This window comes from Pseudomonas xantholysinigenes, assembly GCF_014268885.2.
Taxonomy (GTDB): Bacteria; Pseudomonadota; Gammaproteobacteria; order Pseudomonadales; family Pseudomonadaceae; genus Aquipseudomonas; species Aquipseudomonas xantholysinigenes.
Genome location: NZ_CP077095.1, coordinates 3,070,659 through 3,093,668 on the forward strand (window position 1 = coordinate 3,070,659; position 23,010 = coordinate 3,093,668).

The 23,010-nt window shown below is 61.5% G+C and carries 24 protein-coding genes; 10 read left to right on the forward strand and 14 right to left on the reverse strand.

Annotated features, from left to right (window positions below):
- The first annotated feature begins 66 nt into the window (after positions 1–66).
- Positions 67–2,475 (forward strand): TonB-dependent siderophore receptor, encoded by a 2,409-nt coding sequence (locus tag HU772_RS13575; RefSeq protein ID WP_186655183.1) that lies wholly within the window; start codon positions 67–69, stop codon positions 2,473–2,475.
- 544 nt (positions 2,476–3,019) lie between these two features.
- Here the strand turns inward: HU772_RS13575 and HU772_RS13580 are convergent.
- The 4 genes from HU772_RS13580 to HU772_RS13595 form a co-directional block, all read right to left on the reverse strand.
- Complete coding sequence (locus HU772_RS13580; protein ID WP_186655180.1) at positions 3,020–4,243, reverse strand: amidohydrolase family protein; 1,224 nt, start codon at positions 4,241–4,243, stop codon at positions 3,020–3,022.
- A gap of 47 nt (positions 4,244–4,290) precedes the next feature.
- Positions 4,291–4,548, reverse strand: a complete 258-nt coding sequence (locus tag HU772_RS13585) for a DUF2790 domain-containing protein (protein ID WP_186655177.1) — start codon at positions 4,546–4,548, stop codon at positions 4,291–4,293.
- A gap of 66 nt (positions 4,549–4,614) precedes the next feature.
- On the reverse strand, positions 4,615–5,085 hold the full coding sequence (gene cynS / locus HU772_RS13590) for a cyanase (RefSeq protein WP_186655175.1): 471 nt from the start codon (positions 5,083–5,085) through the stop codon (positions 4,615–4,617).
- Positions 5,086–5,111: 26 nt separating this feature from the next.
- A complete protein-coding gene (locus HU772_RS13595; protein ID WP_186655172.1) occupies positions 5,112–5,771 on the reverse strand; it encodes a carbonic anhydrase in 660 nt (219 codons plus the stop codon).
- Between the two features lie 112 nt (positions 5,772–5,883).
- Between HU772_RS13595 and cynR the strand changes: the two genes are divergently transcribed.
- On the forward strand, positions 5,884–6,795 hold the full coding sequence (gene cynR, locus HU772_RS13600; protein WP_186655169.1) for a transcriptional regulator CynR: 912 nt from the start codon (positions 5,884–5,886) through the stop codon (positions 6,793–6,795).
- 94 nt (positions 6,796–6,889) lie between these two features.
- Here cynR and HU772_RS13605 read toward each other — a convergent pair whose 3' ends face one another.
- The 3 genes from HU772_RS13605 to HU772_RS13615 form a co-directional block, all read right to left on the reverse strand.
- The gene (locus HU772_RS13605; protein WP_186655166.1) at positions 6,890–8,227 is read right to left on the reverse strand and encodes an MFS transporter; all 1,338 of its coding nucleotides are present in this window, start codon (positions 8,225–8,227) and stop codon (positions 6,890–6,892) included.
- 57 nt (positions 8,228–8,284) lie between these two features.
- Positions 8,285–9,355, reverse strand: coding sequence for a C45 family autoproteolytic acyltransferase/hydrolase (locus HU772_RS13610; protein ID WP_186655163.1), 1,071 nt, complete (start codon positions 9,353–9,355; stop codon positions 8,285–8,287).
- A 156-nt stretch (positions 9,356–9,511) separates the two neighbouring features.
- The gene (locus tag HU772_RS13615) at positions 9,512–10,441 is read right to left on the reverse strand and encodes a LysR family transcriptional regulator (RefSeq protein WP_186655160.1); all 930 of its coding nucleotides are present in this window, start codon (positions 10,439–10,441) and stop codon (positions 9,512–9,514) included.
- Between the two features lie 224 nt (positions 10,442–10,665).
- Between HU772_RS13615 and HU772_RS13620 the strand changes: the two genes are divergently transcribed.
- From HU772_RS13620 to HU772_RS13630, 3 genes are all read left to right on the forward strand, one after another.
- The gene (locus HU772_RS13620) at positions 10,666–12,387 is read left to right on the forward strand and encodes an amidohydrolase (RefSeq protein WP_186655157.1); all 1,722 of its coding nucleotides are present in this window, start codon (positions 10,666–10,668) and stop codon (positions 12,385–12,387) included.
- Between the two features lie 110 nt (positions 12,388–12,497).
- Positions 12,498–13,223, forward strand: a complete 726-nt coding sequence (locus HU772_RS13625) for a TorF family putative porin (protein WP_186655155.1) — start codon at positions 12,498–12,500, stop codon at positions 13,221–13,223.
- A 325-nt stretch (positions 13,224–13,548) separates the two neighbouring features.
- Positions 13,549–14,106 (forward strand): GNAT family N-acetyltransferase, encoded by a 558-nt coding sequence (locus HU772_RS13630; RefSeq protein WP_186655152.1) that lies wholly within the window; start codon positions 13,549–13,551, stop codon positions 14,104–14,106.
- 280 nt (positions 14,107–14,386) lie between these two features.
- Here the strand turns inward: HU772_RS13630 and HU772_RS13635 are convergent, their stop codons facing one another.
- The 3 genes from HU772_RS13635 to HU772_RS13645 form a co-directional block, all read right to left on the reverse strand.
- On the reverse strand, positions 14,387–14,857 hold the full coding sequence (locus tag HU772_RS13635; protein ID WP_186655149.1) for a hypothetical protein: 471 nt from the start codon (positions 14,855–14,857) through the stop codon (positions 14,387–14,389).
- 108 nt (positions 14,858–14,965) lie between these two features.
- Entirely contained in the window at positions 14,966–15,352 is a 387-nt protein-coding gene (locus tag HU772_RS13640) for a cupin domain-containing protein (protein ID WP_186655146.1), read from the reverse strand.
- A gap of 72 nt (positions 15,353–15,424) precedes the next feature.
- Entirely contained in the window at positions 15,425–16,246 is an 822-nt protein-coding gene (locus HU772_RS13645; protein ID WP_186655144.1) for an AraC family transcriptional regulator, read from the reverse strand.
- A 245-nt stretch (positions 16,247–16,491) separates the two neighbouring features.
- On the opposite strand from HU772_RS13645, the gene HU772_RS13650 reads away from it, so the two are divergent.
- Positions 16,492–16,983 carry a GNAT family N-acetyltransferase gene (locus HU772_RS13650; protein ID WP_186655140.1) on the forward strand — a complete coding sequence of 164 codons (492 nt, stop codon included), beginning with the start codon at positions 16,492–16,494 and terminating at the stop codon, positions 16,981–16,983.
- A 159-nt stretch (positions 16,984–17,142) separates the two neighbouring features.
- Here HU772_RS13650 and HU772_RS13655 read toward each other — a convergent pair whose 3' ends face one another.
- Positions 17,143–17,787: a TetR/AcrR family transcriptional regulator gene (locus tag HU772_RS13655; protein WP_186655138.1), complete on the reverse strand. Its 645-nt coding sequence runs from the start codon at positions 17,785–17,787 to the stop codon at positions 17,143–17,145.
- A gap of 76 nt (positions 17,788–17,863) precedes the next feature.
- On the opposite strand from HU772_RS13655, the gene HU772_RS13660 reads away from it, so the two are divergent.
- The 4 genes from HU772_RS13660 to HU772_RS13675 all read left to right on the forward strand — a co-directional run bounded on the left by HU772_RS13660 (position 17,864) and on the right by HU772_RS13675 (position 21,236).
- On the forward strand, positions 17,864–18,835 hold the full coding sequence (locus HU772_RS13660) for an alpha/beta hydrolase (protein WP_186655136.1): 972 nt from the start codon (positions 17,864–17,866) through the stop codon (positions 18,833–18,835).
- Positions 18,836–19,050: 215 nt separating this feature from the next.
- Positions 19,051–19,398: a metalloregulator ArsR/SmtB family transcription factor gene (locus HU772_RS13665; protein ID WP_186655133.1), complete on the forward strand. Its 348-nt coding sequence runs from the start codon at positions 19,051–19,053 to the stop codon at positions 19,396–19,398.
- Between the two features lie 21 nt (positions 19,399–19,419).
- The gene (locus tag HU772_RS13670) at positions 19,420–20,703 is read left to right on the forward strand and encodes an arsenic transporter (protein ID WP_186655130.1); all 1,284 of its coding nucleotides are present in this window, start codon (positions 19,420–19,422) and stop codon (positions 20,701–20,703) included.
- 23 nt (positions 20,704–20,726) lie between these two features.
- On the forward strand, positions 20,727–21,236 hold the full coding sequence (locus HU772_RS13675; RefSeq protein ID WP_186655127.1) for an arsenate reductase ArsC: 510 nt from the start codon (positions 20,727–20,729) through the stop codon (positions 21,234–21,236).
- Positions 21,237–21,272: 36 nt separating this feature from the next.
- On the opposite strand, the gene HU772_RS13680 is transcribed toward HU772_RS13675, so the two are convergent.
- The 3 genes from HU772_RS13680 to HU772_RS24980 all read right to left on the reverse strand — a co-directional run bounded on the left by HU772_RS13680 (position 21,273) and on the right by HU772_RS24980 (position 22,997).
- Positions 21,273–21,572 (reverse strand): cupin domain-containing protein, encoded by a 300-nt coding sequence (locus tag HU772_RS13680; RefSeq protein WP_186655124.1) that lies wholly within the window; start codon positions 21,570–21,572, stop codon positions 21,273–21,275.
- Between the two features lie 157 nt (positions 21,573–21,729).
- Positions 21,730–22,131, reverse strand: a complete 402-nt coding sequence (locus tag HU772_RS24975; RefSeq protein WP_264082535.1) for an MFS transporter — start codon at positions 22,129–22,131, stop codon at positions 21,730–21,732.
- Positions 22,095–22,997: an MFS transporter gene (locus tag HU772_RS24980; protein ID WP_225923018.1), complete on the reverse strand. Its 903-nt coding sequence runs from the start codon at positions 22,995–22,997 to the stop codon at positions 22,095–22,097. Before HU772_RS24980 ends, HU772_RS24975 begins: the two co-directional genes overlap by 37 nt.
- Between the last annotated feature and the right edge of the window lie 13 nt (positions 22,998–23,010).

Below are 23,010 nucleotides of genomic sequence, written 5' to 3' on the forward strand. Positions count from 1 at the left end.
GATGAGCCGTTTTGATTTCTGGCGAGACTCATAGGCCATACATCAATAATCATCGGGAAACTTCACATGCATCACCGCAGTATTTCCTCATGCTACGTAACCTCGCTCGCCACTACCCTGGGTTGCACCGCAGCGGTGCTGCTCGCCACTTCATCGCCAGCCTGGGCGGCTGCCGACAGCAGCGTGCAGCACTACGAAATTGCCCCGGCGCCACTGGGAGCCGCACTCAATCAACTGGGCCAGCAGGCCCATTTGTTGTTGTCGTTTCCCAATGACTTGATTGCTGGGCAAAACAGTCCTGGCGTGAGGGGTGATTACACGGTCGACGGTGCTTTACAGGCGCTGCTTGAGGGCAGCCAACTCATAGCGGTTCGCCAGCCGGATGGGCGATACACCCTCCAGCGCGCAGCGGCCTCTACCGCCCTGGAGCTTCAAAGCATTTCTATTTCGGGCAAAGCGCCCGGGTCGACTACCGAGGGCACCGGGCTCTACACCACCTACTCATCCAGCAGTTCGACCCGCCTGAACCTGACCCCCAAGGAAACCCCGCAGTCGCTGACCGTCATGACCCGCCAGCGCCTGGATGACCAACGCCTGACCAATCTCAGCGACACCCTGGACGCCACTCCAGGCATCATCGTGTTGCGCGACGGGCAGGGTGCCGAATCCGACGGTTACTTCTCGCGCGGCTTCGAGATTCAGAACTTTGAAATCGATGGTGTGCCCACCGTCAAGCGCATGGACAATTACACCCAGAGCATGGCCATGTACGACCGGGTGGAGGTGGTCCGCGGTGCTACCGGCCTGATCAGCGGCCTGGGCAGCCCTTCAGCGACGATCAACCTGATTCGCAAGCGCCCGACCGCCGAGGCTCAGGCCAGTGTCACCGCTGAAGCCGGCAACTGGGACCGCTACGGTACCGGCTTTGATGTGTCTGGCCCACTGACCGAGATCGGCAACGTACGCGGTCGCCTGGTCGTCAATTTCAAGACCGAGCAGTCCTGGGTCGACCGCTACAAGCAGGACTCGCAACTGATCTACGGCATTACCGAGTTCGACCTGACCGAGGACACCCTGCTGACCATGGGCTTCAGTTATCAACGCACAGACGTCGACTCGCCCATGCGCTCCGGCCTGCCGACCCGCTTCACCGACGGCTCTCGCAGCGACCTCAAGCGCTCGCTCAATTCGGCCCAGACCTGGTCATACAACGACCATGAGCAAACCAGCTTTTTCACCTCGATCGAACAGCAGTTTGCCAATGGCTGGAGCGGCAAGATCGAACTGACCCACTCCGAAAACAAGTTTGACGAAGTCTTCAACTACGTCAACGGCAGCCTCAACCCGGACGGAAGTGGCACCACCCAGTTGCCCGTGCGCTTCTCCGGTATCCCGCGCCAGAACAACATCGATGCCTACCTGACCGGCCCGTTCGATCTGTTGGGCCGTGAGCACGAGCTGATCGCCGGCGTGACCTTGTCCAACTACTACGAGAACGTGCCCAGCTACGGCGGCTGGAAATACGATTATTCGGGCTCTCCAGCCGGCGCGATCGACAACCTGCTGAACTGGAACGGCGCCTCGGTGAAACCGGAATTCGACGTCACAGGCAAATCCACTGTCGACGAAAGCCAATACGCCGCCTACCTCGCCACGCGCCTGCACGCCACAGACGATCTCAGTATCTTGCTGGGCAGCCGCGTGATCGACTGGCATCGCCAGATCGAAGATAAGCCCTACAACGCTGAACACACCAAGACCAAGGAATCGGAAACCGGCGTCTACATCCCGTATGCCGGCGTGGTGTATGACGTCAACGACACGTGGTCGTTGTATGCCAGCTATACGAAAATCTTCAACCCTCAGTCGTCCTGGGTTCGCGATATCAACAACAAGCCACTGGACCCGATGGAGGGCACCGGCTATGAAGTCGGCGTCAAGGGCAGCCACTTCGACGGCAAGCTGAACTCCAGCGTCGCGCTGTTCAAGATCGAGCAGGACAACCTGGCGATCTGGATCGATACCCCAGGCGGCAATACTTACAAGTCGGAACAGGGCACCACTACCAAGGGCGCCGAGTTCACCCTGGACGGAGAACTGGCCGAAGGCTGGCAGGCCTCCGCCGGTTATGCCTATGCGGTCAGCACCGACGCTGACGACCAGCGTATCGTTACCACTCTGCCCCGCCACAGTCTCAAGACCTTCACCAGCTATCGCCTGCCGGGAGTCCTGGACAAGGTCACCATCGGCGGTGGCGTGAACTGGCAGAGCAAGACCGGTGCCGACCTGCACACCTTCACCCAGGGCAGCTACGCCGTCACCAACCTCATGGCTCGCTACGACTTCAACCAACATCTGAGTGCGTCCGTCAATTTGAACAACCTGTTCGACCGCGAATACCTCAGCTATGCCGGCGACCACGGCATGTACGGTGCTCCAAGAAACATCATGACGGGTATCAAATACAACTTCTGACGTTCGCATGCTCCGCCCGGCGCAAGCACTGCAACGCCTACCAGATCGAGCGCCGCCCACGCGGCGCAAGGCCGCTCCCACAGGTGTGGTGCATGCCCTGAGGTCGGCGCGGTCGCTGTGGGAGCGGCTTCAGCCGCGAACACCGGCACAGCCGGTGCCAGGCACCGCGTCGCTTGCTTCGCGGCGGTTCGGCGCCCCGATAAACCCGCTCCCACAGGTGTCGTGCATGCCCTGAGGTCGGCGCGGTACCTGTGGGAGCGGCTTCAGCCGCGAACACCGGCACAGCCGGTGCCAGGCACCGCGTCGCTTGCTTCGCGGGTAAACCCGCTCCCACAGGTGTGGTGCATGCCCTGAGGCCGGCGCGGTACCTGTGGGAGCGGCCTTGCGTCGCGCAGGCGGCGCTCGATCTGGTAGGCGCTGCAACTCTAACGTGAAACACGTTGAAAGGGCTGGTATTAACGGCGGCAAAACAAAGGGCCATTTGCACAACTGAAGATCGATGGCTCGGGAGCGCGCCTGCGGTGCGCGAAGATAACTGGGCTCCTCAAAATGCAACTGACCTACGATGCTCGGCCGTTGCCACCACCTTGCCGCGCTTGAGCACCATCAACCGTGTCGGCAGGTCGAGAATGACATCGGCCACGGCACGGCAATCGACCAGTACCAGGTCGGCATCATTGCCCACCGCCAAACCGTGGTGTTTCAACCCCAAGGCTTTGGCCGGGTTTGTCGTGAGCATCGACAACACGGTGGCCTGATCATCCGCGCCGCCCAGGTGGCACGCAGGAATGGCCAGTTGTGCAATGTGCAACAGGTCGCCAGTGCCATAGGGTGTGAATGCGTTGCGGATGTTGTTGGTGGCCAGGCAAACCGTGACACCGCCGTCGCGCAGCGCACGCACAGGTGTCAGGGTGCGTCTTACATTGTGGCTGTCACCCCGGGCGCCCAGGTGCAGGTCGGTGGCGGGCAGGCACATCACGCTGATATCAGCCTCGCGCAGCAACGCGATGACCTGTGCCTGTCGCGCTGGCGAGACGGCGGCCAGGCTGGTCAGGTGCCCGACGCAGACCCGCCCCTGGTAGCCTTCGGCAATGGTTCGACGTGCCACGTACTCGATGGTCATGTGCTCGGCGTCATCGGCGAAGTCCTGGTGCAAGTCGATGTCTTTGCCGTAGCGCTTGGCCAAGTCAAAGACGAAATCAATGTGTTCCTGCGCCGACAGGTCGTTGTAGGGAATGCCACCCACCACATCGGCCCCCATCTCCATCGCCTGGGCCATCATGGCCGGCATGCCAGGCAGCTTGAGAATGCCTTCCTGTGGAAAGGCCACGACCTGGATGTCGATCACCTCGCGGAACGCCTCGCGCAGCTCCAGCACCACTTCGAGCCCGGTGAAGCCTTGGGCAGGGTCGAACTCGGCGTGGGCACGCACATGCGTGGTACCGGCTTGAACCAATGCGCGCAGCACCTGGATCGAACGTTCGCGGATATCCTCGCGGGTCAATGTGGGCTTCAGTTCGGCGGTGACGGCGATCGCTTCCTTCAAGGTGCCGGAACGATTGGCCTTGCGCTGCATGACGTTGGCTTTTTCCAGGTGCAGGTGGCCTTCGACAAACCCAGCGACAAGCACCTTGCCCTCGCCCTGGATTTCGCGCCCTGCCGTGCTGGCGATGTGTTGTGCGATCTCGGCGATCTTGCCTGCCTGCACAGCCACATCTACCAGTGGCTGGGCGTCGTCAATACGTACATTTCGAAAGATCAGGTCCATCGACTTCAGTCCTCATGTCGAGTGCTGCGGCACCGCGAAGGCCGGGCTCAGTTATTCGAGCAGCCATTGCCCATCACGCGGTACTCAAGCACATGCTTATTGCCTTGGGAGTCTTCGTACGTCATGCGAGCGGGCACGACCTGACAGACGTCGGGGACCTCGCTCATGGAAATGACGCGCGCAATATCGAGGTGCTGGGAGTAACTGTATTGTTCAACCGGTGCCTGCTCGACCTGCTGCTCAACGTCGGCAGCCATCGCCACGTTGCACAGCGCGCCGAGTATCAATGCCAACAACGCTTTCAATTTTGATCACCTTCAGGTTGGGGCTCGGCCGCAAAATTGCGGCCGGGCCCATGGGTTGCAGCCAAATCAGAACGGTTTGGTGGGCAGGTATTTGCCATCCAGGGTGATCACTGCGCGCGAGCCGCCCTCGGGGTCTTCGACTTTCTTGATGTCCAGCTTGAAATTGATTGCACTGATGATGCCGTCACCGAACTTTTCATGAACCAGCGCCTTCAAGGTGGTGCCGTACACCTGCAACATCTCGTAAAAGCGGTAGATGGTCGGGTCGGTCGGGATACCCTTTTCAATGCTGCCGCGCAGTGGCACGGTCTGCAGCAGTGCAACGCCATCCGCGTCGAGGCCGAGTTTGTCGCCCACTACCTGGGCCGCGCTCGCCGGCAACGGGTGCTGGCCCAACAGTGCTGCGGTGACGAAGGCTTCGGACAAACCGGTGCCTTCGGTGATCTGGGAGAACGACAGGTCTTTGCGGGCCTTGGCCAGCAGGATGACTTCGCTCAGGGCAAGGCGAGCGTTCTGGCTGATTTGCGATTGGATCATGGTGTTTCTCCTTGGTTGAAAGATGTTCAGGCAACGCGCTTGGGTTGATGGCAAACGGCGTGCACTTCAGGGTTGTGGGCGAGGGATACGAATGTACCGGTACTACCATCGAAGGCCTCGATCAGCCCGCTTTCGATGTCGTAGATCCAGCCATGCAATGTCACGCGGCCTTCTTCCAGGGCCAGGCGCACCGAGGGGTGGGTCTGGATGTTGGCAAGCTGGGCGATCACGTTTTCGCGCACCATGGCTTCGACCTTGGCCTGCGGACCGAAATGGTCGCGCGCTTCGTTGACCACTCGGGCGGAATCGGCGTAGCGCAGCCAACCCGCCACTGCGGGCATGTGGTCCAGGCATTTGCAGGTGGCGATGGCCGTCATGGCGCCGCAATCGGAGTGACCGCAGATGACGATGTCGGAAACCTGCAAGGCCGCCACGGCATATTCGACCGAGGCCGATACGCCTCCAGGCTCGGGCCCGTAGGACGGCACGATGTTGCCGGCATTGCGGATGACGAACAGGTCTCCGGGTTCGCGCTGGGTGACCAGCTCCGGCACCAGGCGGCTGTCGGAGCATGAGATGAACAGGGCACGTGGGCTCTGCTGGCTGGCCAGATCCTTGAATAGTTTGACGCGCTCGGGATAGGCGTCTTTCTGGAACTTCAGAAACCCGTCGATGATGTCTTTCATGGCTGACTCCTTGAGTGACGCGATGTGTTGAAGCAAAGGTTACGCAGCACTTCCGATAAGGTAAAAGTCTGATTTATGATGCAGGCAATCAGATAATCTTATAGGTCCAGCCATGCTTGCCCGGCACATTCAATACTTCATCGCAGTGGCAACTCACCTCAGTTTCACCCGCGCCGCAGCGGCCTTGCATGTGTCTCAACCGGCCTTGTCGCAGCAGGTCCGGCAGCTGGAAGAGAGTCTTGGCACACCGCTGTTCGATCGTTCTGGTCGGACCACACGATTGACGGATGCCGGCGAGGTGTACCTGCGCTATGCCAAGCGAGCCGCGCAGGAGCTGCAGGAGGCAAAACGAGCCATTGATGACCTCGGAGATCTGAGCCGCGGATCACTTCGGGTGGGGGTAACACCGACATTCACCAGCTACCTCGTTGGCCCACTGGTTGAAGCGTTCCATGGCCGCTACCCGAACATCACGCTGGTGCTGCGAGAGATCGCTCAAGAGGCGCTGGAGGAAATGTTGTTGGCCGACGAGGTCGATGTGGGTATTGCGTTCGACAATGGCCATCATCTGGACCTGGAAGCCCAAGCGCTATTGGTCGAAACCCTCGCGCTGGTGGTCGGCAAGCAGCACCCTCTGGCCACGGTGGGCAGTATTGGCCTGGAGGCGTTGAACTCAGAGTCGTTGATACTCTTGAGCGCCGAATTCGCCACCCGTGAGCAGATCGACAGCTACTGCCGCCAGCACAACATTCGCCCTCACGTGCAAGTGGAAGCCAATACCATCAGTGCGCTGATCGAAGTGGTCAGCAGGACCACGCTCTCGACCTTGTTGCCGGCCACCATCGCCCTGGCTCACGAGCAGTTGGTGGCTATCGCGCTAGACCAGCAGCGCTTGCAACGCACTGCCGTTCTGATGCAACGAAAAGGGGTTTACCAAACGGCGGCAGCGCGGGCCTTTGTCGAACTGGCGATGCAAGTGGCCAAGCAACTTGAGCAGCCAGGCTGCTCCGACCAGCTGATGTAGACGCAGGCCAAATTCACCAGGCAGTTCAGTCTGCACCGCCACGGCCAGCATTGATCACGCATCGCGTTGGGGTATTCATGGGACTGCCGGCCCATTAATGCCGCAGTAACTTGCCCTCTGCAAAAATACCACCAACAGGCTCCTCATCGATTTGCGCCATGCTCAACTGCGAGGTCTCGCGCAACATCAGCGAGCAGATCGCCACCAATGCCAACGCCCCCGCGCCATACAAGGCCACCCCCAGTGGATTGTGATTGGTGAGGATAAGAATTGCCGTGGCAATGCTTGATGCCGTCCCCCCGCCCAGCGCCGCGCCGATCTGGTAACTGGCCGAAATCCCCGAGTAACGCATGCTGCGCGGGAACTGCTCGCCCAGAAACGCCGGGATCGGCCCTTGGGTCGCGCCCATCAGCAGGCCGGTCAGGCTGTAGGCGAACAGGGCCATGCCAAAGTGCTGCATGGCGACCAGCTCGAAGAAGGCGAACAGCCCGAGCGCCATGGCCACGGCACCGAATGCCATCACCGTGCGCCGGCCCAGGCGGTCGGACAGGTGGCCGAACAGCGGCGCGGCAAACACGATGGCAATCGACAATGTCAGGTCGAACATCAGCGCGTCGGTGCTGCCATAACCCGCCTGGGTGGCGTACGTCAGGAAGAAGGTGCTGCCGATGTAGGCGATGGTGCAGTAGCCGAAGGCGATTCCGGTGCACAGCAGCAACTGCCGTGGGCGCTGGCGCAGGGCCTCGGCCAGCGGTGCACGTGTCGGCTTGACCGCGGGTGCCGCAACAGCTGCCGGCGCCTTGAGGCGCGCGTACAGGCCGATCAGCACCAGGGTGCCACCGAGCCAGAAGGGAATGCGCCAGGCGAAATCCACCAGGTTGTCGTCGAAGGCGGCGCTGACGATGGCGAACACCGCCGCGCCGAAGATGCCGCCAACCCCGATGCCCATGCTCGTGAAGCTACCCCACAGGCCTCGCCGGCCCGGCGGTGCGGACTCGATGCCGAACAGCGCGGCACCGCCCCACTCCCCTCCCGCGGCGAAGCCCTGGACCAGGCGCAGCAGCACCAACAGGATTGGCGCGGCCACACCGATGCTGGCGTGGGTTGGCAAGCAACCGATGAGGAACGTGCTCAGGCCCATGAGCAGCAAGGTCGCTACCAGCACCTTCTGCCGGCCGATGCGGTCGCCGAAGTGGCCGAACACCAGCCCGCCCAACGGTCGAGCGAAGAAACCGGCGCCAAAGGCGCTGAAGGCCACCAGGGTCGCGGTCAGGTGGTCCATCTGCGGAAAGAACACCTGGGGAAACACCAGCGCGGCGGCGGTGCCATAGATGATGAAGTCGTAGAACTCCAGCGCCGTGCCCATGCCGGACACACAGAAGGTCCGCAAGGCGGAGCGCGATGACGCAGGTAGAGAATGATCCGCATGCATTATTGTTGTTCTCGTTCAGCGGGTACCGCCGACTTGGGCTGGCGGCACCGGGTGGGCTCAGAAGGTTTCGAAGCCGGCCTTGGCCAGTTGCAGTGGCGTGCCCGCCGCGTATTCGAGCAGGCAACGCTCGGTGTCGATGCCCACGCTCAGCAGGGTTTGCCAGCGCTCGGTGTCGGGCAGGGTCATGTCCGGGTGGAAGCAGATCGGCGCGCTGTCGCCTTGCCCACCGCACATGGCTTCGGCGCGCGCGCGCAGCTCGCAGCTGTCCATCTGGCCGATCACTTGCTCCAGGTGACCCAGCCGGCCTTGGGTGTCGGCGCGATCGAGCACTTGCTCGCCCTGGCTCAAGTGCGGATCGAGAAAGTGGTTGGTGTGCAGCAGCCAACCATCCTCACGCGGCAGCACCAGCGCCGTGCGCTCGGGGCTCAGTTCGATGCTGAGCGCACGCGGGCTGCTGTCGTCGCGGGAGAACACGGTCAGCACGGTGGAGGCACTGACCCGCGCCGAACGCGCAAGCTCCACGGCCTCTTCGACGCTGCTGGCCTCCTCCAGCAAGCGACGGGCGATGGCATGCACCGGCACGCCGCCACTGTCGTTATCGCTGACATGGTGGAGGATGTTGAAGTGAAGCCCCAGGCCGGCACTGTTCACGCCCAGCTTGGCCAACATGCCGAACTCGCAGAACAGCTTGACGTGCATGCCACGCTCGGTATGCAGCGCCAGCATCAGGCCGTGGGGGCAGAGGCTGTCGTGCCAGTCCCAGGTTTGCAGGGTCTGCGGCGCGCGCGGGCCGCGCGGCGCGTGCACGGTGGTCGAACACTCGCTATGGCGGGTGCGTGCAGCCAGTACCTCGGTGCGGGCGTTCAGGCTCGCCAACTGCCACAGCGGCAAGCCTGCGCCGCTGGCCAGGCCGATCACCTCCGCGGCCAGGTCCGGGCTCCAGGCCTCCAGCGCGGCCAGGCTGTTTTCGCCGATGCGCTGCGCTTCGCGCAGGCTTACGCCGACCCGTGGGAAGAAATCCAGGTACAGCTCGGTGGTAGTGCGGATCTGCTCGGCGAAACGTTCGCCGATCTGGCGACCACGCTCGAGGGGGTTGCGGACGTCGGTGACTAACGTGTGGATCTTCACTGCAGGAACTCCTGGTACAGCGCGCTCAAGGCATCGTTGCGGTTCTGGAAAGAGTGAGGCCGCCGGATTCAAGCGACCACCACCTTCAGCCTAGCGAGCCGATCCCTGCTGATCATCGCCACACCCCGCACAACTTTTGTGCCTGAACGGAAAAACTCAGCGCCGCGCCGCCGACTCCAGGCCCTGCCCCCGCAGGTGTTCGTGCAACAGGGCGATGAAGGTCTGCACCTTGCGCGTGTTGCGCCGGTGCGGCAGGTACAGCACGTGCACCCATGGCCCGAACGCGCTCAACGCGCGCCAGTACTCAGGCATCACCTCCACCAGTTGTCCGTTGGCCAGATACGGCGCGGCGCACCATGTGGGCACGAACTGCAAACCCTGGCCATCGAGCAGGCATGCCAGCAAAAAATCGAAGTTGTCACTCAGCAACCGCGGCGTGGGCTGGCGCACCCGCAACGACTGGCCGTCACGTTCGATCCACCAGAAGCTACGGTTGAGCAGCGGGTGGCGCAGCAACAGCCAGTCGTGCTGGGCATAGTTCTCCAGGGTAATGGCTGCGCCGCGCCGGGCCAGGTAGTCGGGGCTGGCGCAGAGGATCACCCGGTTCTCGATCAACGGCTGGGCGATCAGCTCGGGCTGGTCGGTGGGGCCGTCACGCAGCGACAGGTCGTAGCCGCCGTCGATCAAATCTTCGTTGGCGTCGTTGAGGTTTACCTCCAGACGCACCTGCGGGTGTTCACGCATGAAGCGGCAACACACCTGATTGAGAAACGCCGGGCCGAACGAGGGTGGCGCGGTGATGCGCAAGGTACCGCGCAGCTCATGCTGCAACTGCTCGACTTCTTCGGTTACCCGTTGCAGGTGCATCAGCGCCTGGCGGGCGCCTTCCAGATACAGCGTGCCCGCCTCGGTGAGCGCCATGCGCCGCGTGGTGCGCTCGAACAGGCGCACACCCAGTTCGGCCTCCAGGTGCGCGACGGCCTTGGTGATCGCCGACGGGGTCTTGCCCAATTGCTCGGCCGCACGGCTGAAGCTGCCGTGTTCGGCGGCAGCAACGAAGATGGTCAGGGCCGTCATTTTGTCCATGGTTTCTTCCTGTTCGGCACAAGCGGAGATGCACAGCGCCTTTTATCAGGCCCGCAGTTACCGCGTATTTGAATAGGCACTGGCATAACGACGGCTTGCATCACGGCAATCATAGGCGACGGATTATTTCCTCTGGGAGAAAAAAGTTGTGCCTGCTTGCGCATTTTTCCACCCGCGCGCCTTGGCTAGGCTGCCGCTCCAACACAACAAGAACGAGGCAGCGAATGAAGCAGCTCCTGAAGATGGCGATCAGCGCGGGCCTTGCCTGCGCTGCCCTGCCGAGCGTTGCGGCAGTGGACGTGATCCTGCACAACGCCAAGGTCTACACCGCCGAGCCAGGCCAACCCTTGCAGCAGGCCGTGGCAGTCGAAGGCGAGAAGATCGTGGCGGTGGGCTCCGACCAGGCCGTGCTGCGCCTGAAAGGCGACAGCACGCAGGTAATCAACCTCGGCGGCAAAGTGCTGATGCCTGGCATGCTCGACTCCCATTCCCATGCCATCAAGGGCGGCCTGCAACTGGAACTGGCCAACCTGGCTGGCGCAGCAATCCCCCTCGATGAACTGGAACGGCGTCTGCGCCAGTGGCGCAAGGACGGCAAAGCCGTGCGCGGCGAGTTCCTCTGCGTCGGTGGCGTGCCTGGCACCTACTGGGACGACATTCCCGCCCTGGAGCAGCGTTTCAACCACGGCGAATGGGCCGACCAGCCGATCCTCTTCGCCGCCAATGACATGCACACCGGCTGGGCCAACCAGGCCATGCTCGAACGCGCGGGCATCAACAACCAGACCATCGCTGCCCTGCCCGCCGAGGCGCGCAATACCATTGGCCAGCGCCCGGACGGCACGCCGAACGGCTTCCTCGCCGATGCCAGCTACTACCCGGTGACCGACCTGCTGCCAGCGCTGTCCCACGCCACCTTGATGAGCGCCGGGCGCATGGCCCTGGATTACTACAAGCAACTGGGCATCACCGGCTGGATGGACCCGCTGGCCAACGAACTGCCGGGCGCCGACGTGCACAATAACTCAATGGGCGTGCTGCCGGTCTACAAGGATCTCGCCGAGCGCGGCGAGCTGACCGCCCACGTCGCGGCGCTGCTGATGGCCGACTCCAAGGCCCGCCCCGCAGACCTCGACGAACTGGACAAAGTGCGCCAGCAATTTCTCGGCGTGCGCAACCTCACCCTGCCGGGCATCAAGGTGTTTGCCGACGGTGTGGCCGAGGCGCCGGCGCAGACCGCGGCGATGCTCAAGCCCTACAAGAACTCCGGGCGCAATGGCGAGTTGCTGCTCGACCCGCAACACTTCGGCGAGCTGGTCAGTGCCGCCGATGCCCGCGGCTGGCTGGTGCACGTGCATGCGATTGGCGATCGCGCCGTGCGCGAAGCGCTCAATGGCATCGCCCAGGCCCGGCGTGATCGTCACAGTGGCATCCCCCACTCCATTACCCACTTGCAGATGGTCAGCCCCAAGGAATACGCCCGCTTCAAGCAGCTCGACGTGATCGCCGCGATGCAGCTGTACTGGGCCAGCGCCGATGAGTCCAACATCGACCTGGTCAAGCCCTACGTGGATGCCATGGCCTTCATGCACAGCTTCCCGGCTCATTCGCTGCTCAAGCATGGCGCGATCATCTCTGGTGCCAGCGACTGGCCGATCACCACGCCCGATCCCTGGAAGGCGATCTACCAGGCTGTCAGCCGCAAAGGGCCCAAAGGCGTGCTCAACGCCGACGAGGCCATTGACCGCCAGGTGATGTTCCAGGCCTACACCCTCAACTCCGCCCGGGCCATGCGCCTGGAGCAGCAGGTCGGCTCGCTGAAGGTCGGCAAGCAGGCCGACATGATCGTGCTCGACCGCGACGTGCTCAGCGTCGAGCCCGAGGCCCTGCGCGACACCCAGGTGCTGCAGACCTGGTTTGCCGGCAAGCAGATCTACGCGCGCTGAGGCCTTGTCGGTGCAACTTTCAATCTAGCTCGCGCCCTGTGGGAGCGGGCTTGCCCGCGAACAGGCTGTCTCTGATACACCGCTCACAATAACAATAACGGAAAGCATCAATGAACCTACGCAACTTCATCGGCGGCGGCCTGCTCGCCTGCGCGCCACTGGCCAATGCCATCGATCTCGACGTCGACTTCAGCCTCGAAGCCAAGATCGGAGTCTTCAGCGACTATCGCACCCGTGGCATCTCCCAGACCCAAAACGACCCGGCCCTGCAAGGCTCGCTGACCCTTGCCCACTCCACCGGCCTGTACGCAGGCGTGTGGAGCTCCAATGTCGATTTCGGCTTTGGCAACAGTACCCGCCAGGAACTGGACTACTACGCGGGCTACTTCTGGCAAGTCAGCGACGACGTCACCCTCGACACCTCGTACATCAAGTACGTCTACCCGCGTCAAGGCAACTTCAACTACGGTGAATACCACGCCGAACTGCGCGCCTGGGGCGTGTTGCTGGGCGGCAACTACTCGGACAACTTCAACGGCGACCAGGCAATGTTCTACAGCTATGCCGGCTATGCCATGCAGTTGCCCTACGACATCAGCCTGGAAACGCGCTACGGACGCAACGACTACAAGGACCCGAGCTGGTTCGCCAACGACGGTTCGAGCCGCGATGCCTACCACGAATGGCAAGTGAAACTGAGCCGCATGATGCTGTCGCTAGACTGGTCGGTCAGCTACATCGACACCGACCTGTCGCAAGCAGAATGCGCCAGTTACCTGGGGTTCAACGACATTTGCTCGGCCACGGTGGTGGCCTCGGTCGGCAAATCCTTCTGATCGAGCGTGGTACTCAGTAGATGGCTGGGCAGCAATGATGACCTGCTTGGATCAAACATGTCGACTTGGATACTTCATGGCCTAACACAGGCGATAGCTTTCGCACATGACCCCGTGCTCCACCCGGCGGCTTGCCACAGGCACTAGCCGTGCTTGTCCCAAACGTGAACCAATGACTGTTATGGGTCGCAAGCTGCTCTTCGCGACTGACCGCTTCCGACCCATGGCTGCCGGTGCTGACGTTTCACAAACCGGGTAACGGTCGACACAAACAAGCCCGTTCCAGATAATCAAAGCTTTACAGGGATGCTCAGGAACCAATGCCATGGATTGTCTTCCGACGCTGATCACAGATCGGCTGGTTCTCACGCCTCTCCAGTTAGAGGATTCATCCATTATCCAAGAGCTGTTCCCCTGCTGGGAGGTGGTTCGCTACCTTGATCGTCGTGTCCCATGGCCGTATCCGGAAGACGGTGCGCTGATCTATGTCCGAGATATCGCTCTGCCTGCCATGGCCGCAGGTCGTGAATGGCACTGGATGATCCGCATGCGTAACGATGCTGGCTGCACCCTGGGTAGTATTAGTTTGTATGATCAGCCCGGCAACAACAGAGGCTTCTGGCTCGCACCACAGTGGTGGGGAAAGGGCTATATGCGTGAGGCATGCCGGATTATCAATCGCTATTGGTTCGAGACACTGTCGCGTCCAGTCATGCAGGTTCCCAAAGCTATTGCCAACAACGCATCTCGCAAGGTCTCGGAACATGAGGGTATGCGCTTGGTAGATGTGCGGGCAGGCGATTTTGTATGTGGACCGATGGGCGTCGAAATATGGGAGATGACTCGTGCAGACTGGTTAGAAAGTTCAACTGCCAGTCGCTAGTGTCCTATCTCGGAGATACGTTCTCTTTTGGCGAGTGGCTTGGGTGTTCGGGCAAGGCGCCGCGACGAGTCATAGCAGGGCTATGGCGAGGAGTGGCAACGCCGGCCGGGCGCCAAGACGCCGCCAAAAGTGAACAGCTTATTTCCGAGACAGGACACTAATTTTTACGGAGTCAATCACCGCCAGCTTCGAGTTGTAATCTGCCCTCCGAAGGGCTGCTTTGGGTCGTCAGCAGCCCTTCTGCGACTGACCGCTAACGCCCCAATGTGCTCTCCTGATTTCATGTCTTGGCTTCGATGGCTGCAATAGCAGCCAGATAAGCCTCACTACCAATTCCCACCTGACTCCATATCGGGCGTGTCTCCCCACCTTCTCGGTCATACTGTTCGTCCGCATCCCAAAGCGTGAGAATCTGGTTGGGGAAACAATATTCATAGCTGTTGAACTCATGTTGGCCAGATCCATCTGCCTCAGCCATCAGCAAGAACAGCTCGTCAGCAGGCAGGTTGAACACATTGATTCCTTTGAACATCACCCAGAAAGCTGCACTCTCCGACACACCTATGAAAAGTACTTCCTCACCGGCGTCGTACAAGATTTGTATGGCCGCACTGCAGAAATAATCGAGATCGCCACGAGATTGTTCCAGCGGGAATCCAATGGCGGCCATTACCTCCCTCGTTTCCATCCGCGTGGCACCAAGGCGTACGGGGCCGATGGCTTGCAGTGGCAGAATTTCAAAGGCAGGCATTTAGGGGGCATCCTGAAAGCAGTAAAGTGGACTTTGAATCAATAGGCTTGGGGGCGAAAGGAGGATGGAGTGTATCAAGGCTCTGGCCTCATCACCTGCAATACCAACTCATATCCAGACGTCATTCACCGCAGTTCGCTCCCCGCCTTCATGGCCGGTGTTCAAAACGCCTCGCGGCTCGATCATCATCAGTTTCGTTTCCGCCTGCGCCGCCGTTCTGTGCTCTACACCACGCGGCACGACATACAGCTCGCCCGGCTGCACATACACGCTGCCCTCCGGCAGATCGATACGCAAGGTGCCTTCAAGCACCAGGAACGCTTCGTCGGTCTCCGGGTGCGAGTGCCAGATGAATTCCCCTTCGATGCGCACCACCTTGAACTGGTAGTCGTTCATTTCCGCGACCACCCTTGGGCTCCACTGTTGCTCGATCAGTGCAGCCTTCTGAGCCAGGTTCACAGGTTGCGATGCGCGTTGCGGGTGTAAGTCGGCCATGACAGATCCTCTGTAGTTAGAGTGATCAGGCTACCGAAGAGAAAGCCGGCGTCTCTTGTACGATCCTGCAAGTCAGCGGGCAGGCCGCAAGCGTTCCAGCCAGCGCAGAGGCGGCACGCCGTAGGCGCGGGTAAAGTGCCGGGTCATGTGGCTCTGGTCGTGAAAGCCTGCAGCGAGGGCGGCATCGACCAGGGTGAAGCCATCCAGGATCAGCCTGCGAAAACAGTCCAGCCGTCGTAGCGTGACAAAACGGTACGGGCTGGTGCCATAAAGGGCCCGGAAGTCCCGTGACAAGCTCCATTGTTCACGGCCGCTGGCCTGCTCGAGCATTTCCAGTGTGATGCCGTGGTCAAGGTGCTCCATGATGAACGCCCTGGCGCGCTCGGCCGAGCGGTAGTCCAGGCGTTTGCGGCCGCGGGACTTGCCGCCGACTGCACGCAGCGCCATGGCCAGATCATAGACGGCGTCCTGCTCCTCCAGTGTTTCCAGCGGATGCTCCATTGCCTGCACGAAGGCCTCGCTGGCGCGATAGAGACGCGGGTCGCTGGACAGCCCGCCGCCAATGAATGGCAGCGGTTCGCCGCCGAGCACGCTCTGGATCAGCGAAGGATCGATGTAGGCCATCCGGTAGCGAAAACCAATATCCGTGCCGGCCATGCCGTCATGGACTTCGTCCGGGTGCAGCACCAGTGTGTTGCCCGGCACGCCGTGGCACAGCGCCCCTTTGTAGTGAAAGCTCTGTACACCGGCAAGGGTACGGCCTATCGAGTAGGTATCGTGCCGATGGGGGTCGTAGCCATGGCCGCCAAACCACGCCTCGATGCGCTCCACGCGGCCAGGCGTGGCGCTGCGTATGACCCAATCAGCGGGGGATGGATTTACTTTTCGTTCCATGGATAAGCTTGCTGCTGGTGCGCAATGTTGGATAAGGATGGCCCATCCTATTTCAGTCAACAGTTCCGGATTACTTAGCTACGCTCTAGGGCGTATATGCCATGACCAGCGCCGAGGTCGTAGCATATCCGTTGAAGAGCCGATGCGTGCGACGCGATCGCTGTATGGCGCGTTTTTATTTAATCTGTGTCTAACAGTCTCCTATTGACCGCCCTACCATCGGCCGCTCCGTCCAGGTGCATACGATGAAAGAGATTCCCGGCAACATCGATTTTTCAGGCTTGACGGCCCGTCGGCTAGGGCCAAACGATCGTGAGATCATTTGTGTGCACCGTGAAACGATGTTCCTTGAGGCGGGAGGTGACCCATCAGAGTTGCGGGTGATGACTGAGCACTTCCGTCCCTGGTTGCACCAGCGCCTACTCGATGGCCGCTACTACGGTTTTGCGCTGATGGACACGGGGCAGCCTGTGGCGGCGATAGGTCTGATGAATATCGACTGGCCACCTCATCCTTCCCATCCGGCCTTAGACCAGCGCGGCTATGTGCTAAATGTTTTCGTCGAACCTGCTTACCGGCGCCGGGGCTTGGCTTCAACCCTGATGAAGTTGGCTGAAGCCGAGTTTGCGCAACGCGGAATGAGTTTTGCCGTGCTACACGCGACCAAGGCCGGCAAGCCGGTGTATGAAGGACTGGGCTGGGCAAATACATCTGAAATGGCGAAAACCGTTTCGTAATTTCACTGCCTATCTCAGGAGTCTGGTCGCCGATTCCAACTGTCGATGAAAGGCTGCCTCGGGTCGAAAGCAGCGGTTCGCGAGTGGCTGCTTTGGACCCATAGCGGACGGTGGGGACAGGCAGAAGTCGGCATCGCTGTGCCAAGCCAGTGGCTGGATCTATTCCCAGCGCGACAGGTAGGCAATCGTGGCTTCGGTCGCCTCGATGCAGATCGCTTCGCTGATACTTCCATCCGACACATAGCCGTAGCGCATGCAGGCGAAGGCGATCTCGACCGACAGGGTCGCAGCATCCGGCTGTAGCGGCAGCTCCTTGAGCATGCCCTGGGCCTGCAGGAAATCGCGCAGGAGCGATCCAATCATCGCGTCCTTCTCCTCGTGGGCCTTGCGGTCGGTCGGGGTGAAGTTGCCGCGCATGAGCAAGGCCGCCGCAGCAGGATTGGCGTTGTAGTAGTCCGCCACGCCGCGCACGACTCGGCCGATTGCTGCTTTCCAGTCTTCCCCCTCCTGCGGTCGCATCGCGACAATGAGCTCGCCCACGCGCTCCATCTGTAGCTGCGCCATGTGAGCGAAGAGCACGTATTTATCAGGGAAGAACTGGTAGATGCTCGCCCGCGGAATGCCCGAGAGCTTGGAAATCTCGGGGATCGATGCGGCGTCCGCGCCTATCTCGGCAAGCAGTTGCTCGGCCGCTGCCAGCACCTTGGCGATGCGTGTCTGCGAACGCTCCTGCTGGGGCAAGCGGCCCGCTCTTTTGCCCTTGGCAGCCGACGACGGGTCTTGCACATCCGAAAAATCAGACATATGTTATGTTTTCACAAGGTAACAAATGTCATCTTTATAGGTTTCCCCACTCCCCTTGTCCAGTGCAAGGACGTCGATGAGCTACGCAGATCAGACCCAATGGCAGGCGATACAAGCCTTCCTGCCGCCCACTTACCGCATCGACGCCGGCAATGCGCCCAGGGAAGAGTACTGGACGTGGCGTGGGCATCAGGTCCACCTGGACCGCTACGCCAACCCGGCGGCGTCAGCCCGCGTCATCCTGTTCCATGGTGTCGGCACCAATGGCCGGCAGATGTCCACTATCGTCGGCCTGCCGCTCGCAAGGCAAGGGCTGGAGACGGTGGCCATCGACATGCCCGGTTATGGCGAAACGAAGGTCGCAGCCGGCGCCCAGGAGCGCTACGACACCTGGGTGGAACTGGCCAACGACTTCATCGAATACGAACGTGCCCGGGATCCGCGGCCGATCTTCCTCTACGGCCTGAGCGCGGGCGGCATGCTCACCTACCATGCAGCCGCCCTGAACCGGCGCGTGGCGGGCATCGTCGGTATGACCTTCCTCGATCAGCGCGTTGCGCAGGTGCGCGAGCAGACCGCACTCACTCCGATGATGGGCCGCTTGGGCATTCCGATGATCCACTTACTGGCGCGCACGCCGCTGGCCGGGCTGAAGATGCCGATGTGGCTGGCGAGCAAGATGCACACACTGGTCAATGACCGCGCCGCGCTAAAGGCCTGCCTGAAGGACCGCACCTCGGCCGGCAACTGGGCCAGCCTGCGCTTCCTCAGTTCCTATCTGGGCTACGCGCCAGCCATCGAGCCGGAGGCCTTCGACGTCTGCCCGGTCCTGCTGACCCAGCCGGCGGCCGACCGCTGGACCCCGCTCGCACTGAGCCAGCCCTTCCTGCGGCGCCTACGCCGCGTCGAAGTGACCACCCGGCTGCTCGACAATGCCGGGCATTACCCGCTGGAAGAGCCCGGTCTGGGGCAGATGAACGAGGCGATCCTGGCGTTCATCGAGCGGACCCTAGCCAGGCATAAAGTCGAACGGCCAACGCAGGGATGAGCAGTCTTGTAGATACATCTCGGAGCAATCCTCGCGCGGGTCAATTCTCAACGTCTCATTTGGCCGTCAGAGGCGACTATCAAAGTCTGCTTTGGGTCGATAGCTGCCTCTCGCGCGTGACCGCAATCGACCCTTAACGGACATCGAGCCCGATAAAGCTTGCGCAAAATATATGGAAATCCGTATATTCGACTTTCCATATCTAAGTTGAAGCCATGATCACTCCACCCAAAGTCTTCAAGAGCCTGGCCGACGAGACCCGCGCTCGCGCCACCCTGCTCATCGCCAGCTTGGGCGAACTGTGTGTATGCGAGTTGATGTGCGCATTGGACGACAGCCAACCGAAGATCAGCCGCCACCTGGCACAGCTGCGCAGCAGTGGTCTGCTGCTGGATCGCCGGCAGGGCCAGTGGGTCTATTACCGCCTCAATCCCGAGCTGCCCACGTGGGTGCACGAGCTGCTGCAGGTCACCCTGCAGGCCAATGCGCAATGGCTGGCCAACAACACCCTTCGCCTGCAGAACATGGACGGTCGTCCCGTTCGTGATACCGCTTGCTGCTGATCATTTCCGAGCGAACTTCCGATGCTGGTCGCCATTGCTGTGTTTGTTTTCACCCTCTTGCTGGTCATCTGGCAACCCAAAGGCCTCGGTGTCGGCTGGAGCGCTGCTCTGGGCGCGATCATCGCCCTTGCCGTGGGTGCGGTTTCACTGCACGACATCCCCACCGTATGGGCCATCGTCTGGAACGCTACCGCCACCTTCATCGCGGTGATCATCATCAGCCTGTTGCTGGACGAGGCCGGCTTCTTCGAATGGGCCGCATTGCACGTGGCGCGTTGGGCAAAGGGCAGCGGCTACCGCCTGTTTGCCTTCTGCATACTGCTCGGCGCCGCAGTTTCGGCATTGTTCGCCAATGATGGCGCGGCGCTGATCCTCACGCCCATTGTCATGTCGATGCTGCTCGCCCTGCGCTTCTCTCCCGCCGCAACACTGGCCTTCGTCATGGCGGCCGGCTTCATCGCCGATACCGCAAGCCTGCCGCTGGTGGTCTCGAACCTGGTGAACATCGTCTCGGCCGATTACTTCGGCTTGGGCTTCGCCGAGTACGCTTCGGTCATGGTGCCGGTGAACCTCGCCAGCGTCGCCGCTACCCTGCTGGTGCTGTTTCTGTTCTTGCGCCGCGATATTCCCAGGCACTACGCACTTGATGCGCTAAAGGAGCCGAACGCAGCGATCCACGACCGCGCCACCTTCATCGTCGGCCGGTGGACGCTGCTGGCATTGCTGGTCGGCCTGTTCACCCTGGAGCCGCTGGGTATCCCGATCAGTGCTCTGGCTGCCGTCTGTGCGGCGATCCTCTTCGTCGTTGCCGCTCGTGGGCACCGTATCTCCACCCAGCGCGTCCTGCGTGAAGCTCCCTGGCAGGTAGTGATCTTCTCCCTCGGCATGTACCTGGTGGTGTACGGCCTGAAGAATGCCGGTCTCACGGACTTCCTCAGCCACTTGCTCAACCGTCTGGCCGAACAAGGCTTGTGGAGCGCCGCCATCGGCACCGGCCTGATCTCGGCGCTGCTGTCCTCGGTCATGAACAACATGCCCAGTGTTCTGCTCGGCGCCCTGTCGATCCAGGCGAGCGATGCGCAGGGACTGGTGCGCGAGGCGATGATCTACGCCAACGTGATCGGCTGCGACCTCGGTCCGAAGATCACGCCCATCGGCAGCCTCGCCACGCTGCTCTGGTTGCATGTGCTGCAGCGCAAGGGCATGCGCATCACCTGGGGTTACTACTTCAAGGTCGGCATCCTCCTGACGCTGCCCGTCCTGCTGATCACCCTTTCGGCCCTGGCGCTACGCCTGAGCCTGTGACATCCGCCACGTAGGAGCTTTCCATGCGAGTCCTGTTCATGTGCACGGCCAACAGTTGCCGCAGCATCCTCTCGCAAGCGCTGTTCAACCATCTGGCGCCGGAAGGCTTCGAGGCGGTAAGTTCCGGTAGTTTCCCCAAGGGCCAGGTGCTGCCGCGCAGCCTCACGACCCTGCAGCAGGCCGGTATCTCTACCGAAGGCCTGAGCAGCAAAGGCAATGACGCCTTCGAAGGCAACCCGCCAGACATCGTCATCACTGTTTGCGACAAGGCCGCAGGCGAAGTCTGCCCGGTCCACTTCGGCCCAGCGCTGAGGTCCCACTGGGGCTTGGAAGATCCTTCAGAAGTTGCAGGTGACGAGCCTGCGATCGACGCTGCCTTCCGCGCCACGCTGGCCTGCATCGAGCTGCGCTGCCAGGCCTTCTTCGCCCTTCCTTTCGACACCCTCGGCCGCGACGAACTCAAGCGCGAGCTTGATCGCATCGGTGCTCTCCAGGCAGGAAAAATAGCTGTCCGATCAACTGCCAAACCTTGACCCTTCAAAGTTTGACCTGCCGCCAGCTGCTCTGGGTCATTGTCCATCCACAAGCAACAGCGTCCCCTGGCTGCCTTCGAGGACCCGGTGCTGTTTCCCGGCTGGGACTAGATGAAAATCCCCCGCACGCATGACGATCACCTCCCCCTCTATTTCCAGGCTCATCTGCCCGTCGATCAGCACAAGCGCCTCATCGAAGCCACTGTGCACCTCATGGGGAATGCCCTGCACATCCATGCGGATGATCTTCAGGTTGGCATCCCCTACACGCCCCAGAATGCGCGAGCGCCACGCGTGCGGGAGCGAAGCCGCTGCCTCGACCAGATTCGTTGTCATGTTTGCTCACTTTTCAATGTTTGATTACGAGGACGCCCCCTCGGGCCCGGGCAGTCTAGAAGAGACTGCCTGGGTAGACATAAGACCCATAAGGCATACCTATAGAAGTGCCTCCGGTATTCACCCACCTCACCGGCCGCTTGCCAATGGGCGCCTATCAATCCGCCGGCCTGGTCAACTGTGCTTTCGCCCGGGGCACCCAGCGCGCAAGCAGCAACGCGCCGATAAACAGCATCCCCGCCACCCCCGCGCACACCGCTAGGCCGCGCTCACCTATTGCGCTGATCACCGTGCCGGTGGCGATCGGCCCTGCGATGCTGCCCAGGGTGTAACACAAGGCAATAGCGGTCATGGCCGTCGATAGCTGGTGCTCATGAACCCGATCACCGGCCTCGATCACCGCCAAGGTATTCATGCCGCCGATGCCGCCTCCCCAGAAAAACACCGTCAACGCAGCGAGCCAAGGGTAAGGCTCGCAAAGTGGCAGCAGCGCCGCGCCAGCGACCAGCACAGCGGCGCAGATCAACTGCGCGGTCTTGTAGGAACGGCGATCCGCCACCCAACCAATGGGCAGTTGCAGCAGCGTCCCCCCATGCCGAACGCCGAAACCAGCAGCGTGGCAAGGGCAAGCAGATAACCGGCCGCCAAGGCGTAGCTGGCCAGAAAGGTCACCGCGCTGGTTTCGCTGTACCCGGCGATGAAAGCCGCGCATAGCGCCAGGGGAATCAGCCGGATCACGCCCCGTGGCGCATGGCGCCGAGGATCAGCGGGCCTTACGTCAGCCTCTCGCAGGGTCCAGCCCAGGACGCCCGAAACACCGACAAGCACCGCGCAGGCGTAGTAGGCCAGGGCATTGTCGACACCGAGCAACGCCAGTAGCAGCGGGCCCACGGCGATGCCCAGGCCCATCAGGGTTTCATGAATGCCAATGGCGCGCCCTCTCTCGCTGCTGCGCGCGACCAATACGATCCAGGTATCGCTGGCGATCCAACGCAGAATCAGCCCGACGCCGAGCAGGAAGTTCAACGCGAAGAGCAGTAACGGATCGTAGGTCAGGGACATGCCGAGAACGGCCGCCAGGGTCAAGCCGGCACTGATCATTACCGCCCTGGGCAGGCCGAGCCGCACCAGCAATCGCGGAACCACCCGATACAGCAGCACGATGGCCAACCAGGACGCACTCACCACCAGCCCGATCACTTGCGGTTCATGGCCCGCTCGCTGCATCGACAACGACAACAGCGGCGTGATGGTGCCTATCTGCACGATCTGCGAGAGCGCCGACAAGGCGTTGATCCTGGCCAGCACCTGCCAGCGTTGGCGATCAGTGAATTCAATCGCTGGATTTTCCACGGGAGCACCGTCAATGGCAGTGGCTGGGAACGTGGCGTTTGTCAATTCAGCCAGCGCACTGGCGTACGGCAAGCCAAGCTGACAA

What these genes read in the sequence shown, in the direction of transcription:
- HU772_RS13575 (WP_186655183.1), top strand. Translation starts at nt 67, where the DNA reads ATGCATCACCGCAGTATTTCCTCATGCTACGTAACCTCGCTCGCCACT.
- HU772_RS13580 (WP_186655180.1), bottom strand. Translation starts at nt 4,243, where the DNA reads ATGGACCTGATCTTTCGAAATGTACGTATTGACGACGCCCAGCCACTG.
- cynS (WP_186655175.1), bottom strand. Translation starts at nt 5,085, where the DNA reads ATGATCCAATCGCAAATCAGCCAGAACGCTCGCCTTGCCCTGAGCGAA.
- HU772_RS13595 (WP_186655172.1), bottom strand. Translation starts at nt 5,771, where the DNA reads ATGAAAGACATCATCGACGGGTTTCTGAAGTTCCAGAAAGACGCCTAT.
- cynR (WP_186655169.1), top strand. Translation starts at nt 5,884, where the DNA reads ATGCTTGCCCGGCACATTCAATACTTCATCGCAGTGGCAACTCACCTC.
- HU772_RS13605 (WP_186655166.1), bottom strand. Translation starts at nt 8,227, where the DNA reads ATGCATGCGGATCATTCTCTACCTGCGTCATCGCGCTCCGCCTTGCGG.
- HU772_RS13615 (WP_186655160.1), bottom strand. Translation starts at nt 10,441, where the DNA reads ATGGACAAAATGACGGCCCTGACCATCTTCGTTGCTGCCGCCGAACAC.
- HU772_RS13620 (WP_186655157.1), top strand. Translation starts at nt 10,666, where the DNA reads ATGAAGCAGCTCCTGAAGATGGCGATCAGCGCGGGCCTTGCCTGCGCT.
- HU772_RS13625 (WP_186655155.1), top strand. Translation starts at nt 12,498, where the DNA reads ATGAACCTACGCAACTTCATCGGCGGCGGCCTGCTCGCCTGCGCGCCA.
- HU772_RS13630 (WP_186655152.1), top strand. Translation starts at nt 13,549, where the DNA reads ATGGATTGTCTTCCGACGCTGATCACAGATCGGCTGGTTCTCACGCCT.
- HU772_RS13635 (WP_186655149.1), bottom strand. Translation starts at nt 14,857, where the DNA reads ATGCCTGCCTTTGAAATTCTGCCACTGCAAGCCATCGGCCCCGTACGC.
- HU772_RS13640 (WP_186655146.1), bottom strand. Translation starts at nt 15,352, where the DNA reads ATGGCCGACTTACACCCGCAACGCGCATCGCAACCTGTGAACCTGGCT.
- HU772_RS13645 (WP_186655144.1), bottom strand. Translation starts at nt 16,246, where the DNA reads ATGGAACGAAAAGTAAATCCATCCCCCGCTGATTGGGTCATACGCAGC.
- HU772_RS13650 (WP_186655140.1), top strand. Translation starts at nt 16,492, where the DNA reads ATGAAAGAGATTCCCGGCAACATCGATTTTTCAGGCTTGACGGCCCGT.
- HU772_RS13655 (WP_186655138.1), bottom strand. Translation starts at nt 17,787, where the DNA reads ATGTCTGATTTTTCGGATGTGCAAGACCCGTCGTCGGCTGCCAAGGGC.
- HU772_RS13660 (WP_186655136.1), top strand. Translation starts at nt 17,864, where the DNA reads ATGAGCTACGCAGATCAGACCCAATGGCAGGCGATACAAGCCTTCCTG.
- HU772_RS13665 (WP_186655133.1), top strand. Translation starts at nt 19,051, where the DNA reads ATGATCACTCCACCCAAAGTCTTCAAGAGCCTGGCCGACGAGACCCGC.
- HU772_RS13670 (WP_186655130.1), top strand. Translation starts at nt 19,420, where the DNA reads ATGCTGGTCGCCATTGCTGTGTTTGTTTTCACCCTCTTGCTGGTCATC.
- HU772_RS13675 (WP_186655127.1), top strand. Translation starts at nt 20,727, where the DNA reads ATGCGAGTCCTGTTCATGTGCACGGCCAACAGTTGCCGCAGCATCCTC.
- HU772_RS13680 (WP_186655124.1), bottom strand. Translation starts at nt 21,572, where the DNA reads ATGACAACGAATCTGGTCGAGGCAGCGGCTTCGCTCCCGCACGCGTGG.